This is a genomic window from Massilia sp. 01N417, from assembly GCF_056399645.1.
Genome location: NZ_JBFTRS010000021.1, coordinates 75,957 through 96,663, shown reverse-complemented (window position 1 = coordinate 96,663; position 20,707 = coordinate 75,957). Strand labels below are relative to the sequence as shown.

The 20,707-nt window shown below is 67.3% G+C and carries 14 protein-coding genes; 12 read left to right on the top strand and 2 right to left on the bottom strand.

Features of this window, described 5'->3' with window-relative positions:
* Positions 1–35: 35 nt before the first annotated feature.
* The gene (locus AC1DOQ_RS20925; protein WP_477368721.1) at positions 36–2,108 is read right to left on the bottom strand and encodes a DUF4214 domain-containing protein; all 2,073 of its coding nucleotides are present in this window, start codon (positions 2,106–2,108) and stop codon (positions 36–38) included.
* 377 nt (positions 2,109–2,485) lie between these two features.
* Complete coding sequence (locus AC1DOQ_RS20920) at positions 2,486–3,844, bottom strand: FecR family protein (RefSeq protein ID WP_477368718.1); 1,359 nt, start codon at positions 3,842–3,844, stop codon at positions 2,486–2,488.
* A 193-nt stretch (positions 3,845–4,037) separates the two neighbouring features.
* Between AC1DOQ_RS20920 and AC1DOQ_RS20915 the strand changes: the two genes are divergently transcribed.
* From AC1DOQ_RS20915 to AC1DOQ_RS20860, 12 genes are all read left to right on the top strand, one after another.
* The gene (locus AC1DOQ_RS20915) at positions 4,038–5,957 is read left to right on the top strand and encodes a CHASE2 domain-containing protein (RefSeq protein ID WP_477368715.1); all 1,920 of its coding nucleotides are present in this window, start codon (positions 4,038–4,040) and stop codon (positions 5,955–5,957) included.
* Positions 5,954–7,204, top strand: a complete 1,251-nt coding sequence (locus tag AC1DOQ_RS20910) for a tetratricopeptide repeat protein (protein WP_477368712.1) — start codon at positions 5,954–5,956, stop codon at positions 7,202–7,204. The genes AC1DOQ_RS20915 and AC1DOQ_RS20910 overlap by 4 nt, the downstream gene beginning before the upstream one ends.
* 16 nt (positions 7,205–7,220) lie before the next feature.
* The gene (locus AC1DOQ_RS20905; protein WP_477368709.1) at positions 7,221–7,964 is read left to right on the top strand and encodes a Crp/Fnr family transcriptional regulator; all 744 of its coding nucleotides are present in this window, start codon (positions 7,221–7,223) and stop codon (positions 7,962–7,964) included.
* A gap of 135 nt (positions 7,965–8,099) precedes the next feature.
* A complete protein-coding gene (locus tag AC1DOQ_RS20900) occupies positions 8,100–8,906 on the top strand; it encodes an ABC transporter permease (protein ID WP_477368705.1) in 807 nt (268 codons plus the stop codon).
* Complete coding sequence (locus tag AC1DOQ_RS20895) at positions 8,906–10,129, top strand: ABC transporter ATP-binding protein (RefSeq protein ID WP_477250764.1); 1,224 nt, start codon at positions 8,906–8,908, stop codon at positions 10,127–10,129. The genes AC1DOQ_RS20900 and AC1DOQ_RS20895 overlap by 1 nt, the downstream gene beginning before the upstream one ends.
* A complete protein-coding gene (locus AC1DOQ_RS20890; protein ID WP_477368702.1) occupies positions 10,126–11,397 on the top strand; it encodes an FkbM family methyltransferase in 1,272 nt (423 codons plus the stop codon). Before AC1DOQ_RS20895 ends, AC1DOQ_RS20890 begins: the two co-directional genes overlap by 4 nt.
* A 2-nt stretch (positions 11,398–11,399) precedes the next feature.
* Positions 11,400–15,518 (top strand): glycosyltransferase, encoded by a 4,119-nt coding sequence (locus AC1DOQ_RS20885; RefSeq protein WP_477368699.1) that lies wholly within the window; start codon positions 11,400–11,402, stop codon positions 15,516–15,518.
* A gap of 49 nt (positions 15,519–15,567) precedes the next feature.
* Complete coding sequence (locus AC1DOQ_RS20880; protein ID WP_477368696.1) at positions 15,568–16,599, top strand: glycosyltransferase family 2 protein; 1,032 nt, start codon at positions 15,568–15,570, stop codon at positions 16,597–16,599.
* Positions 16,584–16,973 carry a GtrA family protein gene (locus AC1DOQ_RS20875; protein ID WP_477368693.1) on the top strand — a complete coding sequence of 130 codons (390 nt, stop codon included), beginning with the start codon at positions 16,584–16,586 and terminating at the stop codon, positions 16,971–16,973. Before AC1DOQ_RS20880 ends, AC1DOQ_RS20875 begins: the two co-directional genes overlap by 16 nt.
* Positions 16,970–17,848 (top strand): GNAT family N-acetyltransferase, encoded by an 879-nt coding sequence (locus tag AC1DOQ_RS20870; protein WP_477368690.1) that lies wholly within the window; start codon positions 16,970–16,972, stop codon positions 17,846–17,848. The genes AC1DOQ_RS20875 and AC1DOQ_RS20870 overlap by 4 nt, the downstream gene beginning before the upstream one ends.
* Entirely contained in the window at positions 17,838–18,629 is a 792-nt protein-coding gene (locus AC1DOQ_RS20865; RefSeq protein WP_477368687.1) for a PIG-L deacetylase family protein, read from the top strand. Before AC1DOQ_RS20870 ends, AC1DOQ_RS20865 begins: the two co-directional genes overlap by 11 nt.
* Positions 18,626–20,707: a DUF7024 domain-containing protein gene (locus AC1DOQ_RS20860; protein WP_477368684.1), complete on the top strand. Its 2,082-nt coding sequence runs from the start codon at positions 18,626–18,628 to the stop codon at positions 20,705–20,707. The genes AC1DOQ_RS20865 and AC1DOQ_RS20860 overlap by 4 nt, the downstream gene beginning before the upstream one ends.

Sequence of the window (20,707 nt, the reverse complement as noted above, 5' to 3'; positions counted from 1 at the left end):
GACAGGCCGGTTGCCCGGCCCGGCATTCGACTGAATTACGACACGGTGATGATGCCGTTGTTCAGGTGCACTTTGGTCAGGTCAGTCACGCCGGTCAGGGTGATGGTGACCAGGTCGGTACCGCTGCTCGAACCGTAAGCCTTCTGCTCCAGAGTGATGAGAGCGTTGCCACCGGCATCCTTGGTAAGGAACGCTTCCAGCACAGCCGGGTCGCCCTTCGTCAGATCGGAACCCAGAGTGGTGTACTTGCTGCCGACGTACAGAGCGTCGTTGCCCAGCAGACCGAAGTTGGTGATGGTCGCGTTGGCGGTGCTTGCCACGTAGATGTCGGCGCCAGCGGTAGCCAGCGGAGCAATGCTGTGATAAGCGTCGACCTTGGTGGTGTCCAGGGTCACCGGCTGCAGCAGGTTATTGGCGGTGAACGCGTCGGTAGCGGCCTTGATCTGGCCGTTGACGGCATCCAGTTGAGCCTTGCTTGCGTTGGCAGTGGTCAGGTCAGCCAGGGCCTTGGTCATTGCCGAGATGGCATCGCTGTCGAGCTTGATATTGGCGGTAGCGTCAGCTTGTGCTTTCACCAGCGGATCGGCGTTGTCGTCGGTCTTGAAGGTGGTGACCAGTGCGTTGAAGCTATCGTACGCGGTCTTGGCAGTCGCGGTAGCGGTTGCCTTGGCGGTGTTGGTCGGGTCAGCGTCCGAGATCGCCTTGTTCGAAGTGTAGATCGCTTGCAGGCTCGACAGCTCGGTGGTGATCTGAGCCGAAGTCGGGGTTGCACCGGCGTCCAGCTTGACGATGGTCATTGCCGACGCGATGGCCTTCAGGTCGGCCTTGGCTTGGGTGGTCAGGTCGAGGCCGCTGACAGTTGCCTGGACGGTGGTTTGCGCGGTGGTTGCCGAGGTCAGGGACGCATCAGCAGCTTCCTTAGCGACGCTCGACGCCAGCAGAGCGGTCACGCCCGGGTTGGTGGTGTCGGTCACGCCGGTTGCCAGCACCAGGTTGCCCTTGCTGTCCAGGGTGATCAGGCCGGTCACGGTGCCGTTGTCGGCAACGGTCACAGCGGCGTTCTGCGCATTGAAGGCGCCCAGCTTGGCAGCCAGGTCGACGCCTGCAGCCTTGACTGCGGCGTTGGCGTTGTCCACGGCGGTCTTGGCAGCGGTCAGTTGTGCCAGAGCGTCGGTCAGGCCCGGAACCTTGGCGATAGCGGTGTTGGCATCGCTCAGGGCTTTCTGGTCGGCGGTCAGCTTGGCAGCCAGGTCAGCCTGGGCTTCTGCCAGCACGGCGGCCTTGACGGAAGCCGAGGTGGTGGAGTTGGCGTACAGGCCTGCTTCCGGGCTGGTGGTGGGGACGCCGTTGTTAGCAGCGGTGGCTGCGGCGTTCAGAGCAGCGTCGACCAGGCCAGCAACCTTGGTGGTAGCGGTGGTGACAGCGCCGGTCACGTCAGCGTCGGTCTTGGTGATCTTGCCGTCGGCCTTGCCGTCGAATGCGTCCAGGAAGTTGTTGTGCGCGGTGTTGGCGGCGTCCATGGCAGCCAGGCCGCTCTGCAGCGTGAACGGGGTGCCGGCAGCGTTGACCTTGGCGACGGTTGCGCCCAGGGCGTAGGTGTCGGTCGCGGCAGCGAACGAAGCGTTATCGGTAACGCCCGACAGGAATGCCTTGGCAGCAGCGTTGGCCTTGTCGCCCGAGTAGGCGTTGGTGGTGCCCAGCGCGTTGGTGAATGCCAGCGAAGCGGCAACCTTGTTGTTGTAGGCGGTCAGGTCCGAACCTTGCGCGCCGCCAGCAACTTGGGTCACGACTGCGTCGATGGTGATTTTCTTGGCATCCAGCAGGCCAGCCCAGTATGCCTTGCCTGCGTCTTCTGCAGGACGGCCGAACAGGTTCTGGTAGACGGCGTTGACGACGTCGGCGTTCGACATGTTGGCGTAAGCAGCCTTGTACTCGGCGGAAGCAGCGAAGCTGGCCGAGATCGCGGCCATGGTAGCTGCGACAGCTTTAGCGTCGCCCTTGGCGCCTTCCAGGACGCCTTCGTAGTATGCCAGACCAGCGGTGTCAGCCGGACGGTTGAAGTATGCGACGTACAGCTTTTGCAGATCGTTGTAGTAGGTGGTTGCCATTTATTGCTCCAAGTGGATCGATCGATCGATTATTGTCTCTATTGTTCAGCTGCAGGATGCCCTTGCTGTCCAACGGGCCGAATAATGACATGCGGAACATTCAAGCTGATGTGATGGCCATCACAAAACTTCAAAACTGCTTCAAAATTACGACAATTTTTTACATTGCCAGCAGTTTTTAACAATGCATATCTGCTTTTTTACTATGAGAGGAAAGACTTGCCCAAAAATTGGGCGCGCATTCCATCGCAGTCGATGTAACAATTGGTGAGAATTCAAAATGCCATCAGGGAAGAAAAACACTCACAATATTGCAGCTAAAAAAATGCCCCAGAAAACCGGGGCATTCTTTTCTGTGCCTTTAATTAATTCCTTAATTAATTCTTCAACCAGTAGGTCGCGCCGTTGATCGTGCGCTGGGAATCGATACGGCCATCGAAGATGTACGATGCGCTGCCCCCCTTGTCATTACTCAGCAAGCCTTGCACGTTCAGGAAGCCTGGGCGATCGTTGGCTTGGTCGCCGGCAAGGCGACCGTCGTCGCGAACCGTGCCGACCGCGCGGAAAGGAATCGATTCGCTGCCGCTGACGATGTCGAAGCCGGTCGCGAAGCTGCGGTTGCCGAAATCCACGGTCAGTGTCCCGTTGGCCACCGTGGCGCTGACGGCGGTACGAATGCCGTAGCCATAATTCGTATTGATGATGGCGTCGCTGTCGCGCAATGCGAAGCCGACGCTGCCGTTGTTCGGCGCGACGAACTCGGCGCCCTGGCTGCGCAGCAGCGCATAATCGCCGTTCTGCGCGATCAAGGTTCCCTTGTCCATCTCCTGCGCCAGGTAGATTTTTGGATTGAAGGCTTCGAAGCGCACCCAGCGTCCCCAGACGAGGCCACTGGGCGGCTGCTGCGGCGTACCCGGCAGCTGCGGCTGCTCGGGAACGACCGGTGGCGGCGCCGGCACCTCGGGCAGCGGCAATACCGGCGGCTTGACGGCCGGCTGGTCGACGTTCGCCGCCAGGGCCCCTACTTTCTTGACTTCCAGGCTGGGTCCTGCCGCGGCCCCGCCATCGACCTTGGCCACCGGCTCATCGTTACGCGGCGGCGACACCAGGTCGGGCGACAGCGGGCTGCCGCTCAACAGCTGCGGCGCAGCCTGGCCGCGCGTCACCTGCAGCAACTGGCCACGCTGGGCCGCCGACAATTCACGGCTGGCCGCACCCTGGCAGGGGCCGATTCCTTCCCGGCTGCAGGCATCGGCAAAACCGCTGACGACCACGGCGCCGGTCAGCACGGCCACGCGCGAGGTCTGCTCATCGGTGAAGACGGTAAAGTCGGTGCCGCGTACGCCAATCGCCGCCACCGGCGTATTGAAGCGGAAATTCTGGCGCGCCTGCTTGACGGCTTCGCCCGACTTGCTGCGCGCCACCCCATGCAGCAGCTCGAACTTGACCTGGGTATTGGCCGGGTTCGCTTTATCGATGCGATAGGTGGCGATGCGCGCCTCGCTGCCCGGGCGCAGGATGAACAAGCCGTTGTCGGCTGTCTTTATATAGATGTAGCCGTCGCTGCCTGTGGCCAGCAGCTGGCCTTCCTGCACCGTGCCGCCTTCTACCGCCGGCTGCTCGCCGACGCTTGCCTTGCCGGCGGCAAAAATGATGCGGCCGGCATCGGCTGCGCTGGCGGACTGGCCCAGGCAGGTAATTGCAACAAGGACAGTGGGAAATAGGTAACGCGGCATAGTAGGCTCTCTCCTGCCCGCGAGCTTAGCGGGTCTGGCAAGAAATTGGATGTGACAGCGATCACAATTATAATTGAACGCTTGAGTCCTCTTGTCACTAAATTGTCTTAACCCATTCTCACAGTGCACATAAGCAACTTTTCAGAGTTATAATTTTTCTTTAGTTACAATTCACAACGAACCGTTCATCCGCGTGGCAGCCCCTTTTAAACAATCCACTGCTACGCCGCAGTCATCCCGCCGTGCCGCTCTCGTTCGCTGGCTGATCGCGGCGGTGGCGGTGCTGTTGACGGCGGGGCTGGAATGGTTCCCGCCATCCCACTTCTCTTTCGTCGCCAACGAATGGATGCGAGACGGCTTCGTGCGCCTGCAGGTCAGCGAGGCGCCCGAACCGCGTGTGCTGGTGGTCGATATCGACGAAACCAGCCTGGCCCGGCTGGGCCCATGGCCCTGGCCGCGCGAGCGCCTGGCCGATATGGTCGAGATCCTGCTGTCGCATTACCAGGCGCGCGGTGTCGGTCTCGACATCCTGCTGCCCAAGGAAGCCGGCCAGCTGGGCGACATGCGCCTGGCCCTGCTCGCGCGGCATGGCCCCGTGGTACCGGCCCAGGCCTTCGACTTCGACCTGGCCCGCCTCCGCCCCGAAGCTGTACGCGACGGGGTGCTGGGCGGCGCCATCGACGGCTACACGGGCGGCGTCGAGGCCACCGGCTACATCGCCAACTATGCGGCCCTGGCGCAGGCGCCGAACATCGGCGCGATCGGCTTCATCCCGGATCCCGACGGCACGCTGCGCCGCGTGCCGATGATCACCCGCTACGAGGGACGCGCCTACCCGGCGCTGGCGCTGGCCCTGGTCAACTGCTGCACCGGCAAAGGCAGGCTGGCGCTGGCCGATACCGGTTTGATGCGCGTCGGTTTCAAGCGCGACTGGAAGGCCTATACCGTGGTCTCCGCCGCCGATATCCTCGACCAGGCGATCGATCCGGCCGGGGTGCGCGGGCGCCTGGTGCTGGTCGGCTCCTCGTCGCTCGGCACCGGCGACCGGGTGGCGACGCCGCTGGCGGCCAGCCGGCCCGGCCTCGGCGTCCAGGCGGCGATGCTGTCGACCCTGCTCGATCGCCAGGCCGGCGACACGCCGGCGCGCTGGCCGGGCGCCTCGCTGGCGCTGGGCTGGACCCTGCTCACCGCCCTGCTGGTGCCGCTGGCCTTCCCCTACCTGTCGGCCATGGCCAGTGTCGCGCTGCTCGGCGTGAGTTCGCTTGCCTGGATCGGCCTGGCCTGGCTCGCCTGCAGCCATGACCCGGACTTCAATACCGTCGCGCCTTTCGCCGCCAACCTGCTGCTGCTGGCGGTGGCCGTGCCCTACCAGTGGCAGCAGACCCAGCGCCGTTCGCGCTACCTGCTCAGTACGCTGCGCCAGTATGTCGCGCCGGCCGTGGTGACCGAACTGCTGCGCAGCGACCTCGAAGATCCGCTGCTGCCGCGCCAGCTCGAGGTCACCACCCTGATCGCCGACATGGAAGGCTATACCGCCCAGGTCGAGACCCTGCCGATCGAGGACGCGGCACGCCTCACGCGCGACTTCCTCGATTGCCTGACCGGTCCCGTGATCGAGCGCCAGGGCACCCTCGACAAGTACACCGGCGACGGCCTGGTCGCCTTCTTCGGCGCGCCGCTGCCGCTCGAGCACCATGCGGACCTGGCGCTGGACGCCGCCCGCATGATCGTCGAGCGCGTCGCCAGGTTCAGCGCCGCGCGCGAGCGGGACGGCCATCTGCCGCTGCGGGTGCGCATCGGCATCGAGAGCGGTCCTGCCATGGCCGGCGATTTCGGCACCAGCTTCCGCAGTATCTACACCGCGGTCGGCGACAGCGTGAACACCGCCTCGCGCCTGGAGCAGGCCGCGCGCGATTATCCGCACGACATCATCGTCGGCCCCGGCACCGTCGCACGCGCACGCGCACACCGCTTCCTGCAGCTGGGCGAACGCCGCCTGCGGGGCAAGGAACAACTTACCACCGTATTCACTCTCCAGGACAGCATGAAGCAAGCGGGCATTACCACCAGTACCCCGATCACCGGCGCCGCCGCGGAGGGGCCCGTCGCATGACCAGGCGTTTTCCCTTGCCGGCGCTGTTCGCCGTCCTGCTCGCATGTTCGGGCACGGCGGCGCGCGCGGACACCCCCGAGCAGCAGGCCTACCGCGAAGCCGTGGAGGCGCGCATGTACCAGGAAGCGATGGAAGCGCTGGCCGAAGGCCGCCGCAACGACGCCTCGGCGATCCTGCGCCGCCTGGTCGCCAACCCCCAGCAGGCAGGCGCCCTGCTCGACCTGGCGCTGACCCAGTGCGGACTGGGCAACGCCGACGAGGCCGAACGGCTGTTCGCGATGCTCGAGACGCGCGTCCAGCTCAAGCCCGACATGCTGATCCTGATCGCCGAGACCCGCGAAGCCGGCTGCAAGCCCTGGAAGCCGGCCGCCACCACGACCCTGACCGTGGGCCGCGGCATCGACCAGAATGTCAACCAGGGCGCCAGCGTGTCGTCGCTGGTGGTGGATGCCGGCGTACCGGTCGAGCTGCCCCTGCTGCCGGACTTCCTGCCGCACCACGACCAGTACAGTCTGCTCGGCATGGAACACATGCGCGAGCTGACGCCCAACGGCAGCATCGCCTACCTGCAGTACCAATGGCGCCGCAACGACAGCCTGCGCCAGTACGACACGGCAGTCCTGTTCGGCGGCGTCGAACTCCCCTGGCGCGTGCTGCGCACGACGGTCAGGACCAGCGTCAACCTGGGCGCGGTCAAGCTGGGCGGGCGTCTGTACCAGCGCCAGGGCCAGCTGCAGGCACGCGTCTCGCCCCAGATACCGCTGCCCGCGAATACCCAGCTCAGCCTGATCGCCAGCGCGTCCTGGTACGACTATCCGACGCTCACGCACTTCAACTCGGCCACGCTCGAAGGCCGCGCCCTGTTGTCCTACCGCGACGGCCCGTGGTATGCCGGCGCCAGCGCCGCCCTGCTGGACGACCATGCGCACACGGGAAGGCCGGGCGGCGACCGCCACGGCAACTACGCCAGCCTGCTGGTACGGCGCGCACTGCCGGCCGGCTTCACCGGCGAGCTGGCCGTCACGCGCCAGAGCTGGAACAGTGCCCGCCCCTACTCTCCGGAACTGCTGATCCCCGCGGTTCGCGCGCAGCGGACCGTGGTCGCGCGCGCTGCCTTGTCTTATCAGTTTGCCAAGGGGCAAACGCTACAGCTGGAAGCACGCGCCGTTCAAAATAAAGAAAACATACCGATCTTTCAGTACAATGACCGGGTTTTGCAGCTGAGCTGGCAATGGCAGCTGCCTTGAAGCAGGAAACCCATCGATGACCTCCGCGAGCAAGCTCTCCGCCCGGACCGACGCCGCGACGGCGGCCGAGGCGCAGGCACAGATCCAGATCAACCTGCGCAAGATCCCGCTGCTGTCCGAGCTGAACGAAGAGGACATGCGGCGCGTAAACATGGAAATCCGCATCCGCCACTTCAACCGGCGTGAAGTGGTACTGCACAAGGGCGGCAGCGGCGACGCCCTGCTGTTCCTGCTCTCCGGCCAGCTGCAGGTGATCGACATCACCGAGGACGGCCGCGCGATCGGCCTGCGCATGCTGGCGCCGGGCGATTTCTTTGGCGAAATTGCACTGATTAACGAATCGACCCGTTCCGCCTCCGTGGTGGCGACCAGCGACGTGCTGGTGGCCTTCCTGCCGGCGGCCACCGCGATGCACCTGTTTTCGCATTCGCCCAGCGTGGCCAAGCAGATGCTCAAGCACCTGGCGCAGAAGATCCAGCGCGACTCGGAATTCCGCGCCCTGCTCAGCATTAACAATACGGCGCGCCGCATCTATACCTATCTGTCGCTGCTGCAGAAGAAGCCGGAAGACGGCGGCTCGCCGGCCGTCGTCGAAAACCTGCCGACCCACCAGGACATTGCCAACATGATCAATACGAGCCGCGAAACGGTCACCCGCGCCCTGCTGACCCTGGTCCAGCAGGGGATCGTGCAAAAGGAGGCGAACCGCCTGGTGATCCTCGATCCGCAAGCCTTGCAAAAGCTGATCCAGGCGCCCTGATTGGCGACATCCTTGCCAAACTTGCTTACAACTGTACCAATTGTGTGGCAATACCGTAGAGTATAATTTTGCGCTCTGACGGCCTTGCCACTATATGAAGAAACACCTCACGCACATTTCCGTGCCTGCCGCGACATGATCGCGCCGCCGATGCTGCGGGGCCTGTGGGCCTACCGCGGCTTCGTACTGGGCAGCGTCAAGCGCGAATTCCAGTCGAAATACATGAATGCGATGCTGGGGGCGCTGTGGTCGCTCCTGTCGCCGCTCGCCATGATCGTGGTATATACCGTGATCTTCTCCGAAGTCATGCACAACAAGCTGCCCGGCGCCGCCGCCGGCGCGCGCTTCGCCTACAGCATCTACCTGTGCGCCGGCATCCTGACCTGGGGCCTGTTCGCGGAAATCATCGCGCGCGGCCAGAACATGTTCATCGAGCAGGCCAACCTGATCAAGAAGATCAGTTTCCCGCGCATCTGCCTGCCGCTGATCGTGGTGCTCAACGCGCTGGTCAACTTCGGCATCATCTTCGGCCTGTTCACGGTGTTCCTGCTTGCATCCGGCACCTTCCCGGGCGCGGTCTTCCTGGCCATCGTTCCGGTGCTGCTGATCCAGCTGCTGCTGGCGATCGGCATCGGCATGATCGCCGGCGTGCTCAATGTATTCTTCCGCGACGTCGGCCAGTTCGTGACGATCGCGATGCAGTTCTGGTTCTGGTTCACGCCGGTGGTCTATCCGGTCACGATCCTGCCGCCCGAGGTGCGCGCCCTGCTCGGCTGGAATCCGATGGCGCGCCTGATCGAGGCCTACCAGCAGGTGCTGGTGAAAGGCGTGGCGCCCGACTGGACCGCGCTGCTGCCGGTGCTGCTGCTGTCGCTGCTGCTGTGCGCGCTCGGCCTGCGCCTGTTCCGCCGCCGCGCCGGCGAAATGGTGGATGAACTCTGATGGGCCGGATCGTCGTTTCCAACCTGGGCAAGGCCTATCGCCAGTACCCGACGCGCTGGTCGCGCCTGGCGGAATGGGTGCTGCCCGGCGCCGGGCCGCGTCACAAGCTCAAGTGGGTGCTGCGCGACATCGGCTTCACGGTGGAGCCGGGCGAAGCCGTGGGCCTGATCGGCATCAACGGCGCCGGCAAGAGCACCCTGCTCAAGCTGATCACCGGCACTACGCTGCCGACCACCGGCGCCGTCCACATGGAAGGCCGCGTGGCCGCCCTGCTGGAACTCGGCATGGGCTTCCATCCCGACTTCACGGGGCGCCAGAACGTCTTCATGGCGGGCCAGCTGCTCGGCATGACGGTCGACGAGATCCAGCAGCTGATGCCGGAAATCGAAGCCTTCGCCGAGATCGGCGACTACATGGACCAGCCGGTGCGCGTCTACTCGAGCGGCATGCAGATGCGGGTCGCCTTCAGCGTCGCCACCGCGCGCCGTCCGGACATCCTGATCGTCGACGAAGCGCTGTCGGTGGGCGACGCCTATTTCCAGCACAAGAGCTTCGACCGCATCCGCAGCTTCCGCCGGCACGGCACCACGCTGCTGCTGGTCTCCCACGACAAGCAGGCGATCCAGTCGCTGTGCGACCGCGCCATCCTGCTCGACGGCGGCCGCCTGGCCAAGGAAGGCCCGCCGGAAGAGATCATGGATTACTACAACGCCATGATCGCCGAGCGCGAGAACGAGACCGTGCGCCTGAATGCGACCCCGGAGGGCAAGGTGCAGACCGTGTCCGGCACCGGCGAGGCGACCGTCGCCGACATCGCCCTGCTGGACGAGCACGGCGAGCGGATCGAAGTGGTCGACGTCGGCGCGCCGGTCACGCTGGAGGTGCGGGTGCTGGCCAAGGCCCCGATCCCGCGCATGGTGCTGGGCTATATGATCAAGGACCGCCTGGGCCAGCCCATGTACGGCACCAACACCCACCTGAAGGAACTGCCGCTCGAGAACGTCGGCGCCGGCGAGGAAGTCGTCTTCCGCTTCCGCTTCCCGATGAACCTGGGGGCGGGCACCTATTCCGTCGCCACGGCGATCGTCAGCACCGAGACCCACCTCGTCAACAACTACGAATGGCGCGACCTGGCGCTGGTGTTCACGGTGATGAACATGCGCCGGCCGCATTTCGAGGGCTCGGCCTGGCTCGACCCCGACATCGACATCCAACGCCCATGAGATTCATTTCCTACGCCCAGAACAACGAAGACGTCCTGCTGTGGCGCGCCCTCGGCCACGTGCAGAACGGCTTCTACATCGACGTCGGCGCCAGCGACCCCGAGGAGCATTCGGTCACCCGGGCCTTCTACGACGCCGGCTGGCACGGCATCAACATCGAGCCGCTGCCGGCCCATATCGAGGCCTTCCGCGAACAGCGCCCGCGCGACATCAACCTGGCGCTTGCCGCCGGCAGCAGCGAAGGCAGCCTGACGCTGTACGACGTGCCGGCGGTGCGCGGCTGGGCCTCGCCCGAAGCGGCGATCGCCGAACTGCACCGCGCCGAAGGCCACACGGTTGCCGAGCTGACGGTGCAGGTGCGCACCCTGGCGTCGATCTGCGCCGAGCACGTGGGCGGCGACATCCACTTCCTGAAGATCGACGTCGAGGGCTTCGAGGGCGAGGTCCTGCGCGGCATGGATTTCGCGCGCTGGCGCCCATGGGTGCTGGTGATCGAAGCGACCCTGCCGAACAGCCGCGAGACCAACCACGAGGCCTGGGAGCAGCTGGTCACCAGCCAGCGTTACCGCTACGCCTGGTTCGATGGCCTGAACCGCTACTACGTGGCCGAGGAACACCAGGAACTGATGCGCCACTTCGGCATCCAGCCGAACGTGTTCGACGACTACATCTCCTGGCACCTGGACCGCGCCTGGATCGCCAACGCCGCCGCCGGGCGCGCGCTGCACGAGCGGGAGCAGGAGATCGACGCCGTGCGCGCCGAACTGCACGACATGATCCAGTTCGCCGACGCGCTGGAACTGGAAAAACAGGATGCGCACGCCGAGATCGCCCGCCTGAGCGGCGAGCTGGCGCAGGCCCATGCCAGCGGCCAGCAGGCCACGGAGTGGGCGCGCGACCTGGAGCAGCGCCTGATCGCAACCCTGAACAGCACCTCGTGGCGCATCACCGCGCCGCTGCGCTTCCTCGCGCGCCGCGGTCCGAACAGCATGGCGGGGATCGCCCGCCGCAAGGCCAAGGGCGCCGCGCGCCGCGGCCTGCGCTGGCTGACCTCGCGCGAGGCGCTGCGCCGCGCCGTGCTGCCGCTGGTGATGCGTTCGCCCCGCCTGCAAGCGCTGGTGGCGCGCACCCTGGCCGCCGCCAAGCGCGCCTCCGCCGACGCCGCGGCGCCGGCCAGCGCCGTGCCGGCCGCCCTGCGTGAACTGCCGCAATCGGCGCGCGAGGCACTCGACCAACTGCGCAGCGCCTACGCACCGCGCAAGGAATGACAATGCGTCTGATTATCGATTTCAACGCGCCGCAGACGGCGCCTTCGTCCGACACGGCCGCCCTGCGCGCGCTGGCCCACACCCTGCTGCGCGACAGCGGCCCCCATGAGGTGCACGTGAGCGTCTGCGGCCGCGATCCGGCCGACGCCGACGCCCTGCGCCATGCGCTGGACGGCCTGCTGCCGCCGGGCCGCTTCCACATCTACGCCCAGCCGGCCGCCTCCGACCCGTGGCGCCGCCATGCCGCCGCCGCGCTGCGCGCCGGCTTCCTGGCTTCGCTGGCGCCGGATGTCGTCGTCGACACGGCGCAAGCCGCCGGCCTGCAGGCCGCAGGCAGCGACGATGCGGCCGCGCTGTGGCGCGCTATCGAGCGGCTGCCGAGGACGGCCGCCACCGCGCTGCCGCCGGCCGCGGGCGCTGCCGCCAAGCCGACGCTGGCCCTGGTGTCGCCGCTGCCGCCCGAGCACTCGGGCATTGCCGACTACAGCGCCGAACTGCTGCTCGAACTGGAGCGCCATTACGAGGTCGAACTGGTGCTGACCCCGGGTGCGACACCCGACGGATCGCTGCAGCGCTTCGTGCAGCGCGACGTCGCGTATTTCGAACGCCATGGCGCGTCCTACGACCGGGTGCTCTACCACTTCGGCAATTCGAATGCGCACAAGCACATGTTCGCGCTGCTGAGGCGCCATCCCGGCACCGTGGTGCTGCACGACTTCTTCCTCAGCGGCGTGCTGGACAACATGGAGCGCGATGGCGACGTGCCCGAAGCCTTCCTGCAGGCGCTGTACGCGTCGCACGGCCATACCGGCCTGCGCGACCACCGCGAGCAGGGCCGCAACCCCACGATCTGGCAATACCCCTGCAACAAGGAGGTGCTGGACCGTGCCGCCGGCGTCATCGTCCACAGCGACTTTTCGCGCCGCCTGGCGGAGCAGTGGTACGGCCCCGGCAGCGCCGACGGCTGGCGCACCATTCCGCTGCTGCGCGGCCAGGTGGCGCCCGGCGCCGACCGGGACGCCGCGCGCCGCGCCGCCCGCGAACGCCTGGGCATCGAGGCCGGCGACTACGTCGTCAGCAGCTTCGGCATGCTCGGCCAGACCAAGCTCAACCATCGCCTGCTGGATGCCTTCCTGGCCTCGCCGCTGGCGGCGGATCCGCGCTGCCGCCTGGTGTTCGTCGGCGCCAACGACCCCGGCACCTACGGCATCGAACTGCAGCGCAGGATCGCCGGCAGCGGCGCCGCCGCGCGCATCCGCATCACCGGCTTCGTCAGCGCCGCCGACTACCAGGACTGGCTGGCCGCCAGCGACTGCGCGGTGCAGCTGCGCGCCCAGACCCGCGGCGAGACCTCGGCCTCGGTGCTCGATTGCCTGATGCACGGCCTGCCGGCCATCGTGAATGCCCACGGCGCCGCCGCCGACCTGCCGCCCGACACCCTGTGCATGCTGCCCGACCAGTTCGAGGACGCCGAGTTGAGCGAGGCCCTGGCCTCGCTGCACGCCGAGCCGGGCCGCCGCGCCGGGCTGGCCGCGGCCGGCCGCGATCACATCGCGCGCCAGCATGCGCCGGCCGCGGTGGGCGCGCTCTACCATGAGGCGATCGAAGCCTTCGCCCGCGACAGCGCGCCCGCGCAGCGGCGCCGGCTGATCGCCGCGCTGAGCGCGCCCGGCACCCCGCGTCCGCCCGACGAAGCGGCGCTGGTCGAGACCGCCGCCATGATGGCCGCGAACGCCCTGCCTGCCGCGCCGCGCCAGCTGCTGGTCGACATCTCGGCACTGGTCCAGGCCGACTACAAGACCGGCATCCAGCGCGTGGTGCGCAGCATCGTGCTGGCACTGATCAAGGAGCCGCCGCCCGGCTACCGGATCGAACCGGTGTACAGCGAAGGCGGCAACCACTGCTACCGCTATGCGCGCCGCTTCACCTGCGGCATGCTGGACGTGCCGCCGCTGGCGCTCGAGGATGCGCCGATCGAGGCGCGTGCCGGCGACCTGTTCCTGGGCCTGGACCTGGCCTCCAGCCTGACCACCCAGAACCAGCCGCAGCTGCAGGCCCTGCGCGGCAAGGGCGTAAAAATCTGGTTCACGGTGTACGACCTGCTGCCGCTGCTGCGGCCGGACTGCTTCCCCTTCGGCTCCCAGAAATACTACGGCGACTTCATCGACACGATCGCGCTGGTGGCCGACGGCATCGTGACGATCTCGCGCGCCGTGGCGGACGAGCTGGCCGCCTGGCTGGCGCAGCGTCCGAACCGCCGGGTGGCGCCGCTCAAGCTGGCCCATTTCCACCTGGGCGCCGACATCGACGCCAGCGCGCCGACCAGCGGCCTGCCCGAGAATGCCACCCACACGCTGCAGGCGCTGCAGGCCGCGCCGAGCCTCCTCATGGTCGGCACCCTCGAACCGCGCAAGGGCCAGGCCCAGGCGCTGGCCGCCTGCGAGCTGCTGTGGGCCAAGGGCGTGGCGGTCAATCTCGTCATCGTCGGCAAGAACGGCTGGCTGGTCGACGCCCTGGCCGAGCGCCTGGCGTCGCATCCCGAGCGTGAAAAGCAGCTGTTCTGGTTCAACGGCGTCTCCGACGAGATGCTGCTGAAGCTCTACGAACACAGCTCCGCGCTGCTGGCCGCGTCCGAAGGCGAGGGCTTCGGCCTGCCGCTGATCGAGGCGGCCCAGAAAGGCCTGCCGATCATCGCGCGCGGCATCCCCGTGTTCCGCGAAGTGGCCGGCGAACACGCCTTCTACTTCGAGGGCACCCAGGCCCAGGACCTGGCCGCGGCCATCGAAGCATGGCTGGCACTGCACGCGGCCGGCAAGGCGCCGGCCTCCACCGGCATGCCGTGGCTGACCTGGCGGCAGAGCGCCCGCCAGCTGATGGACGCCGTCGTCCACGACCGCCATCACGCCAGCGTGGCCGCCGACCGGATGGCGGCGCAGCTGCTGGTGGACATTTCGGCGATGGTGCGCGAAGACCTCAAGACCGGCATCCAGCGCGTGGTGCGGGCCCAGCTGCTCGCGCTGCTGAAGCTGCAGAACCGGGAGCGCCAGGTGCTGCCGGTCTACCTCAGCGACGAAGGCGGCCGCTGGCATTACCGCTACGCGCGCCGCTACCTGCACGAGCTGGGCGGCACCGACGGCTACGGCGTGCTCGACGACGAAGTCCGGGTCGCCCGCGGCGACGTGTTCTACTGCCCCGACCTGTTCCCGGGCGCGGTCAACGAGGCCGCGAGGATCGGGCTGTACGCGCGCTGGCGCGACATCGGCGTGCGCATCTGCTTCATGGTGCACGACATCCTGCCGGTGCTGCGCCCGAACTTCTTCCCGCCCCGCGTCGAGAAGGTATTCGGCGACTGGCTGCGCACCGTCGGCAAGGAAGCCGACTGCCTGGTCTGCATCAGCGCCGCCGTGGCCGAGGAAACCCGCGGCTGGCTGGCCGCCAAGACGTCGGCCCGCGCCCTGCCGCAGTTCGCCGTGCTGCACCACGGTGCCGACATCGATGCCTCCAAGCCGAGCACCGGCCTGCCGGACGATGCCGATGCCGTGCTGGCCGCCATCGCGGCCGCGCCGACCTTCGCCATGATCGGCACCATCGAGCCGCGCAAGGGCCATGCCCAGGCGCTGGACGCCTTCGAACGGCTGTGGGCGCAAGGCCTGGACGTCCGCCTGGCGATCGTCGGCTCGGAAGGCTGGAAAGGCTTGCCGGACAACCAGCGCCGCTCCATCCCGGCGCTGATGGCGCGCCTGCGCGAACATCCGGAGCTGAACCGCCGCCTGTTCGTGCTGCACGGCGCCAGCGACGAATACCTCGACCGCATCTACGCCGCCGCTACCGCCCTGCTGGTGGCCAGCGAAGGCGAAGGCTTCGGCCTGCCGCTGATCGAGGCCGCGCGCCATGGCGTGCCGCTGCTGGTGCGCGAGCTGCCGGTGTTCCGCGAAGTCGCCGGCGAGCATGCCAGCTACTTCAGCGGCGACGGCGGCGCGGCCCTGGCGGCAGCCATCCAGGACTGGCTGCGCCTGCAGGCCGCCGGCCAGGCCCCGGCGTCGACCGGCATCGCCTCGCGCACCTGGGCCGACAACGCCGCCGAGCTGATGGAGATCCTGTTCCCGCCGCGGCAACCCTGAGGCGACCTGACGTATCCTGTCCACTATGAACGCACCCGCAGACCCCACCATGAATACGCTCGACACCCCGGTTGCCGGCACCCCGGCAGTGCTGGCCGCGCCGATCGCGGTCGTGATTCCGAGTTACCGCGTCACCCGCCACATCCTCGGCGTCATCGCCGGCATCGGTCCGGAGGTCGCGCGCATCTATGTGGTCGACGACAAATGCCCTGACGGCTCGGGCGCCTTCGTGCGCGCCAACTGCCGCGACCCGCGCGTGACGGTCGTCGAGCACGAACAGAACCAGGGCGTGGGCGGCGCCGTCATGACCGGCTACCGCGCCGCCATCGCCGATGGCGCCGCCGTGATCGTCAAGGTCGACGGCGACGGCCAGATGGACGCCAGCCTGATCCCGCAATTCGTCGCGCCCATCCTGGCCGGCGAGGCCGACTATACCAAGGGCAATCGCTTCTTCAACCTGGAGCGGATCGGCTCGATGCCGCCGATGCGCCTGTTCGGCAATGCGGTGCTGTCCTTCCTCACCAAGCTGTCGTCCGGCTACTGGGACCTGTTCGATCCGACCAACGGCTATACGGCGATTCACGCCGATGCCGCGCGTTACCTGCCCTTCGACAAGATCAGCCGCCGCTACTTCTTCGAGACCGACATGCTGTTCCGCCTGAACACGCTGGGCGCGGTGGTGACGGACGTGCCGATGGACGCCGTCTACGGCGACGAGGTCAGCAACCTGAAGATCTCGCGCATCGTCACCGAGTTCGCGGCCAAGCACGTACGCAATTTCTTCAAGCGCCTGTTCTATAACTATTACCTGCGCAATATGTCGCTGGCCTCGATCGAGCTGCCGCTGGGCGTCGCCAGCCTGCTGTTCGGCCTGATCTTCGGCATCGTCCACTGGATCGGCGCCGAGCGCCACAACCTGGCCACGCCGGCCGGCACCGTGATGCTGGCCGCCTTGCCGGTCATCATGGGCGTGCAGCTGATCCTGGCCTTCCTGGCCTACGACATCGCCTCGGTGCCGCGCAATCCGCTGCACAAGAAGATCCTGTTCCGCAAGCCGCAAGCCGCATGCGCAAGCTCATGAGCCATTCGCGCCAGTTCGGTACCTTCGTCGCCGGCGGCCTGTTGTGCGCCCTGGTCGACATCGGCATCATGCAATTATTGCTGCGGGCCGGCGCGCATTTCACCGGCGCCACCACCGCCGGCTTCCTGGCCGGCCTGCTGGTCAACTACGCCTTCCACAGCCGCGTGACCTTCGAGGCCGCGGCCAGCGCCTCCAGCTTCGCGCGCTACCTGTGCGTGGTCGGCCTGAACTACCTGCTGACCATGGGCTGCGTGTCGCTGGCGGTGTCGCTGGCCGGCATGCCGCTGCTGGGCAAGATCGTGTCGCTGCCGCTGGTCTCGATCAACGGTTACCTGCTGAGCAAGTTCTGGATTTTCAGGAAGAGCACGCCATGAGCACGAACGAACTGCGTTTTGCCCCGGTCCGGACGGACGCCGACGCCATGGCGCGCTACGGCGAGCTGTTCAGCGCCTGTTTCCCGATGACCGACAAGTTCACGCCGCGCTACCTGGCGTGGCTGTACGTCGAAAATCCGGACGGCCGCGCGGTCGGCTACGACGCCTGGGACGGCGACCGCCTGGCCGCCCACTACGTCTGCATCCCGGCCCGCGCCTGGGTCGAGGGCAGCGAGGTGCCGGTGCTGCTGTCGCTGAACACCTCCACCCATCCGGACTACCAGGGCAAGGGCCTGTTCACGAAACTGGCGGCGAAGACCTTCGAGGCGGGCGCCGCCCAGGGCTACGACGGCGTCTACGGCGTGGCGAATGCCAACAGCACCCCCGGCTTCGTGCGCAAGCTGGGCTTCCAGCTGGTGCGCCCGCTGGAGGCGCGCATCGGCATCGGCGGCCTGCGCCATGGTGTGCAAGCTCCCGCGTCCGCGCTGTCCTTCGAGCGCAGCTGGAGCCCGGCCGCCCTGCGCTGGCGCTGCGCCAATCCGCACAATCCGGTGTACCTGAAGAACGGTGGCGGCAAGCTGCGCTTCCACGCGGCGGCCAGCGGCAACAAGCTGCCGGCCTATGCCGAACTGGCTGCGGACTGCATCGCGCTGTCCGGTCTGGAACAGGCACGGCCGGCGCCGCCGCTGTCGCCGCTGCGCCTGTTCATCGGCCTGGCGCCGGACGCTTCCAGCAGCTACTGGAACTACGCCAGCATCCCGATGTCGCTGCGCCCGTCGCCGCTGAACCTGATCTACCGCTCGTTCGCACCGCGCGTGTCCGGTCTGGATCCGGCCAGGATCGCCTTCTCCTTCCTCGACTTCGATGCCTACTGAGCGCGCGCGGCCGGCCGCCCTGTTCCTGTTCGCCCACCAGGACGACGAATTCGGCGTGTTCCAGCGCATCGCCGACTGCCGTGCCCAGGGCCTGCGGGTCGCCTGCGCCTACTTCACCGACGGCGCCACGCCGACCGCCACGGCGGCCCAGCGCAACCTGGAATCGCTGGCGGTGCTGGCGCGCCTGGGCGTCGAGCGCGAGGACGTGGTTTTCGCCGGCCAGCAGCTCGGCATCGGCGATGCCCAGCTGCCGCAGCACCTGGAGCGCGCCGCGCGCTGGCTCGCCGGCTGGCTCGACGGCTTCGACGACATCGAGTCYCTGCACGTCACCGCCTGGGAGGGCGGCCACCACGACCACGACGCCCTGCATGCGCTGGCGGTGACGCTGGCGGCGCGGCGCGGCCTGCTGGCGCGCACCTGGCAGTATTCGCTGTACCAGGCCGCCGGCCTGCCCGGGCCGCTGTTCCGCGTGCTGGCGCCGCTGCCGCAGAACGGTCCGGTTCGAAGCACGTCAATTCCCTGGCGCGCGCGCCGAACCTACCTGGGCCATTGCCTGTCCTACCCCTCGCAGCGCGGCACCTGGATCGGCCTGTTTCCCTTCGTGCTGCTGCACTATCTGCTGCGCGGTACCCAGTCCCTGCAGCCGGTCGATCCGGCACGCCTGGACCAGCGCCCGCATCCGGGTCCCTTGTACTACGAAAAACGCAGGTTCTTTACCTGGGACCGCATGACCGGCGCATTCGACGCCTGGCGTAACAACCATCCTGAAGAGGCAAAATGAAGAGAGAGAACATCGTTGTGACGAGCTCGCCCGCCGTGCGCCGGCATGTGTTCCCGCTGGCTTTCGGCCTGGCGCTGGCGTTCATCGGCTGCTGGCTGGTGCTGCGCACCCAGGGCATCAATCCGACGGTGTTTGCCGATGAGTGGTACTACAGCAAGATGGCGCGCCTGCAGCCGCTGGCCGAGGCCATCGTTCCCTCCTACCTCTACCTCTGGCTGTTCGGCGCCACCAATGCCTGCGGCACCGAGTTCCTGCAATGCGCGCGCGCCGGCAACGCGCTGGCCTTCGTCGCCGCCGCGCCCTTCGTCTACCTGATCGCGCGCACGGTCACCACGCGCACCATCGCCGCCGCGATCGCGCTCCTGGCCACCCTGGCGCCGCTGAACCTGCATACCGCCTACTTCATGCCGGAGTCGCTCTACTACTTCGGCTTCTGCGTGCTGAGCTGGGTGGCGCTGACCCGCGGCCACTGGCACTGGGCCCTGCATGCGCTGGCCTGCGGCCTCCTGCTCGGCCTGATGAGCCTGGTGAAAGTCCACGCCGTCTTCCTGCTGCCGGCCCTGCTGCCCTTCCTGGCCTACGCCCGCTGGATGAACGGCAAGGCCTGGCTCGGCAGCGCCGCGCTGTCGATGGCGATCGCCACCGCCGCCATGTTCGCGGTCAAGTTCGGCCTCGGCTACCTGCTCGCCGGAGAAGCCGGCCTCAGCCTGTTCGGCCCCTTCTATGGCGGCGGCGCCAACGCCGCCAGCGCCCGCGACAAGTTGCAATTATTGAAGCCGGCCTTCGTCATCGGCCGCGCCCACCTGATGCTGCTGGTGCTGGCCTTCGGGCTGCCGCTGGCGCTGCTGGTCCAGGGCGTGCTGCGTCCCAGCAAGCGCGCCGAGGCCGGCCAGGCAGACCTGGTCGGCATCTACACGCTGCTGATGCTGGGCGCGGGCGCCGGCATGACCATCTTCTATACCGCCACCCTGGCCGCCCCCGGCAGCACCGAAGGCCTGCGCGTGCACGCACGCTACTACAGCTTCGTGTTCCCGCTGCTGTGGGTGGTCGCCGCGGCCGCGCTGGAACGCCGCAGGGAAGCGCCGGCGGCGCTGCGCTGGACGCTCGCGCTGCTGATGTCCGCCGTGCTGGCGATCGCCATCGTCAAGCTGCCGTCCTACACCATCCATGCGGTCGACGGCGCGGAAACCTACGCCCTGCGCCTGACGCTTCCCGGCGGCCAGATCGTGCTCGCGCTGCAAGTGCTCGCGCTGCTGCTGTGGGCGGCCGGCCATGGCTCGGCGCTGCGCCTGTTCCTGTTCGTCCTCACGCCGCTGTACATCGCCAGCGGCATCGCCACCAACGACAGGCAGCTGGCTGCGTTCAGGGACGACCGCGAAGCCGACATGGCCGGCAAGGCGGCCGCCCGCCTGGTGCCGCCGGCGGAACGCGGCCTGGTCACGGTTGCCGGCGCGGACGTGGGCCAGATCATGCGCGCCCAGTTCTATGTCGACAGCAAGGATTCAGCGATGCTGGAGCTGATGCCCAACGCCCCGATCGAGCCCTACCAGGTGCCAGTACACAACAAATGGCTGCTGGTGTTCGGCAAGCACGCCTTGCCACCAGGCCTGACGCCGGTCGCCCAGAATGATTCTTACAAGCTGATACGCATAAACAACGAGCGCCGCATCATCGGCAACGCGCACCTGAACCAGCCGCCCGGTCCGGGCAGCCTGTTGGCCGGGGTCGAAGGCTTGTCCAGCATCGAAGAATTCGGACGCTGGTCCGATGCCAAGCAGGTCGTGCTGCACTTCAATGCGCCCTTGCCGAAGCGCGCCGTCGTCGTGTTCAAGGCCTGGGCCTATGGCGACAATACCGAGCGTCCGTTCACCATGCGCATCGGCGACGGCAGCGTGCCATTCCGCCTGAGCGGTTCGCCGCAGGAAATCGGCCTGCACTTCGAGACCGACGGCACCCAGCGCAGCCTGACGATCGAGGTGCCGCACCCGGTATCGCCGCAGGAATACGGCGATCCGCGCGATCCGCGCAAGCTCGGCATCGCGCTGGCCGACATCGAAATCTCGACGCCGGCGAACTGA

Coding starts and splice junctions, on each gene's coding strand:
- AC1DOQ_RS20880 (WP_477368696.1), top strand. CDS start 15,568: ATGAATACGCTCGACACCCCGGTTGCCGGCACCCCGGCAGTGCTGGCC.
- AC1DOQ_RS20885 (WP_477368699.1), top strand. CDS start 11,400: ATGCGTCTGATTATCGATTTCAACGCGCCGCAGACGGCGCCTTCGTCC.
- AC1DOQ_RS20870 (WP_477368690.1), top strand. CDS start 16,970: ATGAGCACGAACGAACTGCGTTTTGCCCCGGTCCGGACGGACGCCGAC.
- AC1DOQ_RS20875 (WP_477368693.1), top strand. CDS start 16,584: ATGCGCAAGCTCATGAGCCATTCGCGCCAGTTCGGTACCTTCGTCGCC.
- AC1DOQ_RS20905 (WP_477368709.1), top strand. CDS start 7,221: ATGACCTCCGCGAGCAAGCTCTCCGCCCGGACCGACGCCGCGACGGCG.
- AC1DOQ_RS20890 (WP_477368702.1), top strand. CDS start 10,126: ATGAGATTCATTTCCTACGCCCAGAACAACGAAGACGTCCTGCTGTGG.
- AC1DOQ_RS20895 (WP_477250764.1), top strand. CDS start 8,906: ATGGGCCGGATCGTCGTTTCCAACCTGGGCAAGGCCTATCGCCAGTAC.
- AC1DOQ_RS20900 (WP_477368705.1), top strand. CDS start 8,100: ATGATCGCGCCGCCGATGCTGCGGGGCCTGTGGGCCTACCGCGGCTTC.
- AC1DOQ_RS20925 (WP_477368721.1), bottom strand. CDS start 2,108: ATGGCAACCACCTACTACAACGATCTGCAAAAGCTGTACGTCGCATAC.
- AC1DOQ_RS20910 (WP_477368712.1), top strand. CDS start 5,954: ATGACCAGGCGTTTTCCCTTGCCGGCGCTGTTCGCCGTCCTGCTCGCA.
- AC1DOQ_RS20860 (WP_477368684.1), top strand. CDS start 18,626: ATGAAGAGAGAGAACATCGTTGTGACGAGCTCGCCCGCCGTGCGCCGG.
- AC1DOQ_RS20920 (WP_477368718.1), bottom strand. CDS start 3,844: ATGCCGCGTTACCTATTTCCCACTGTCCTTGTTGCAATTACCTGCCTG.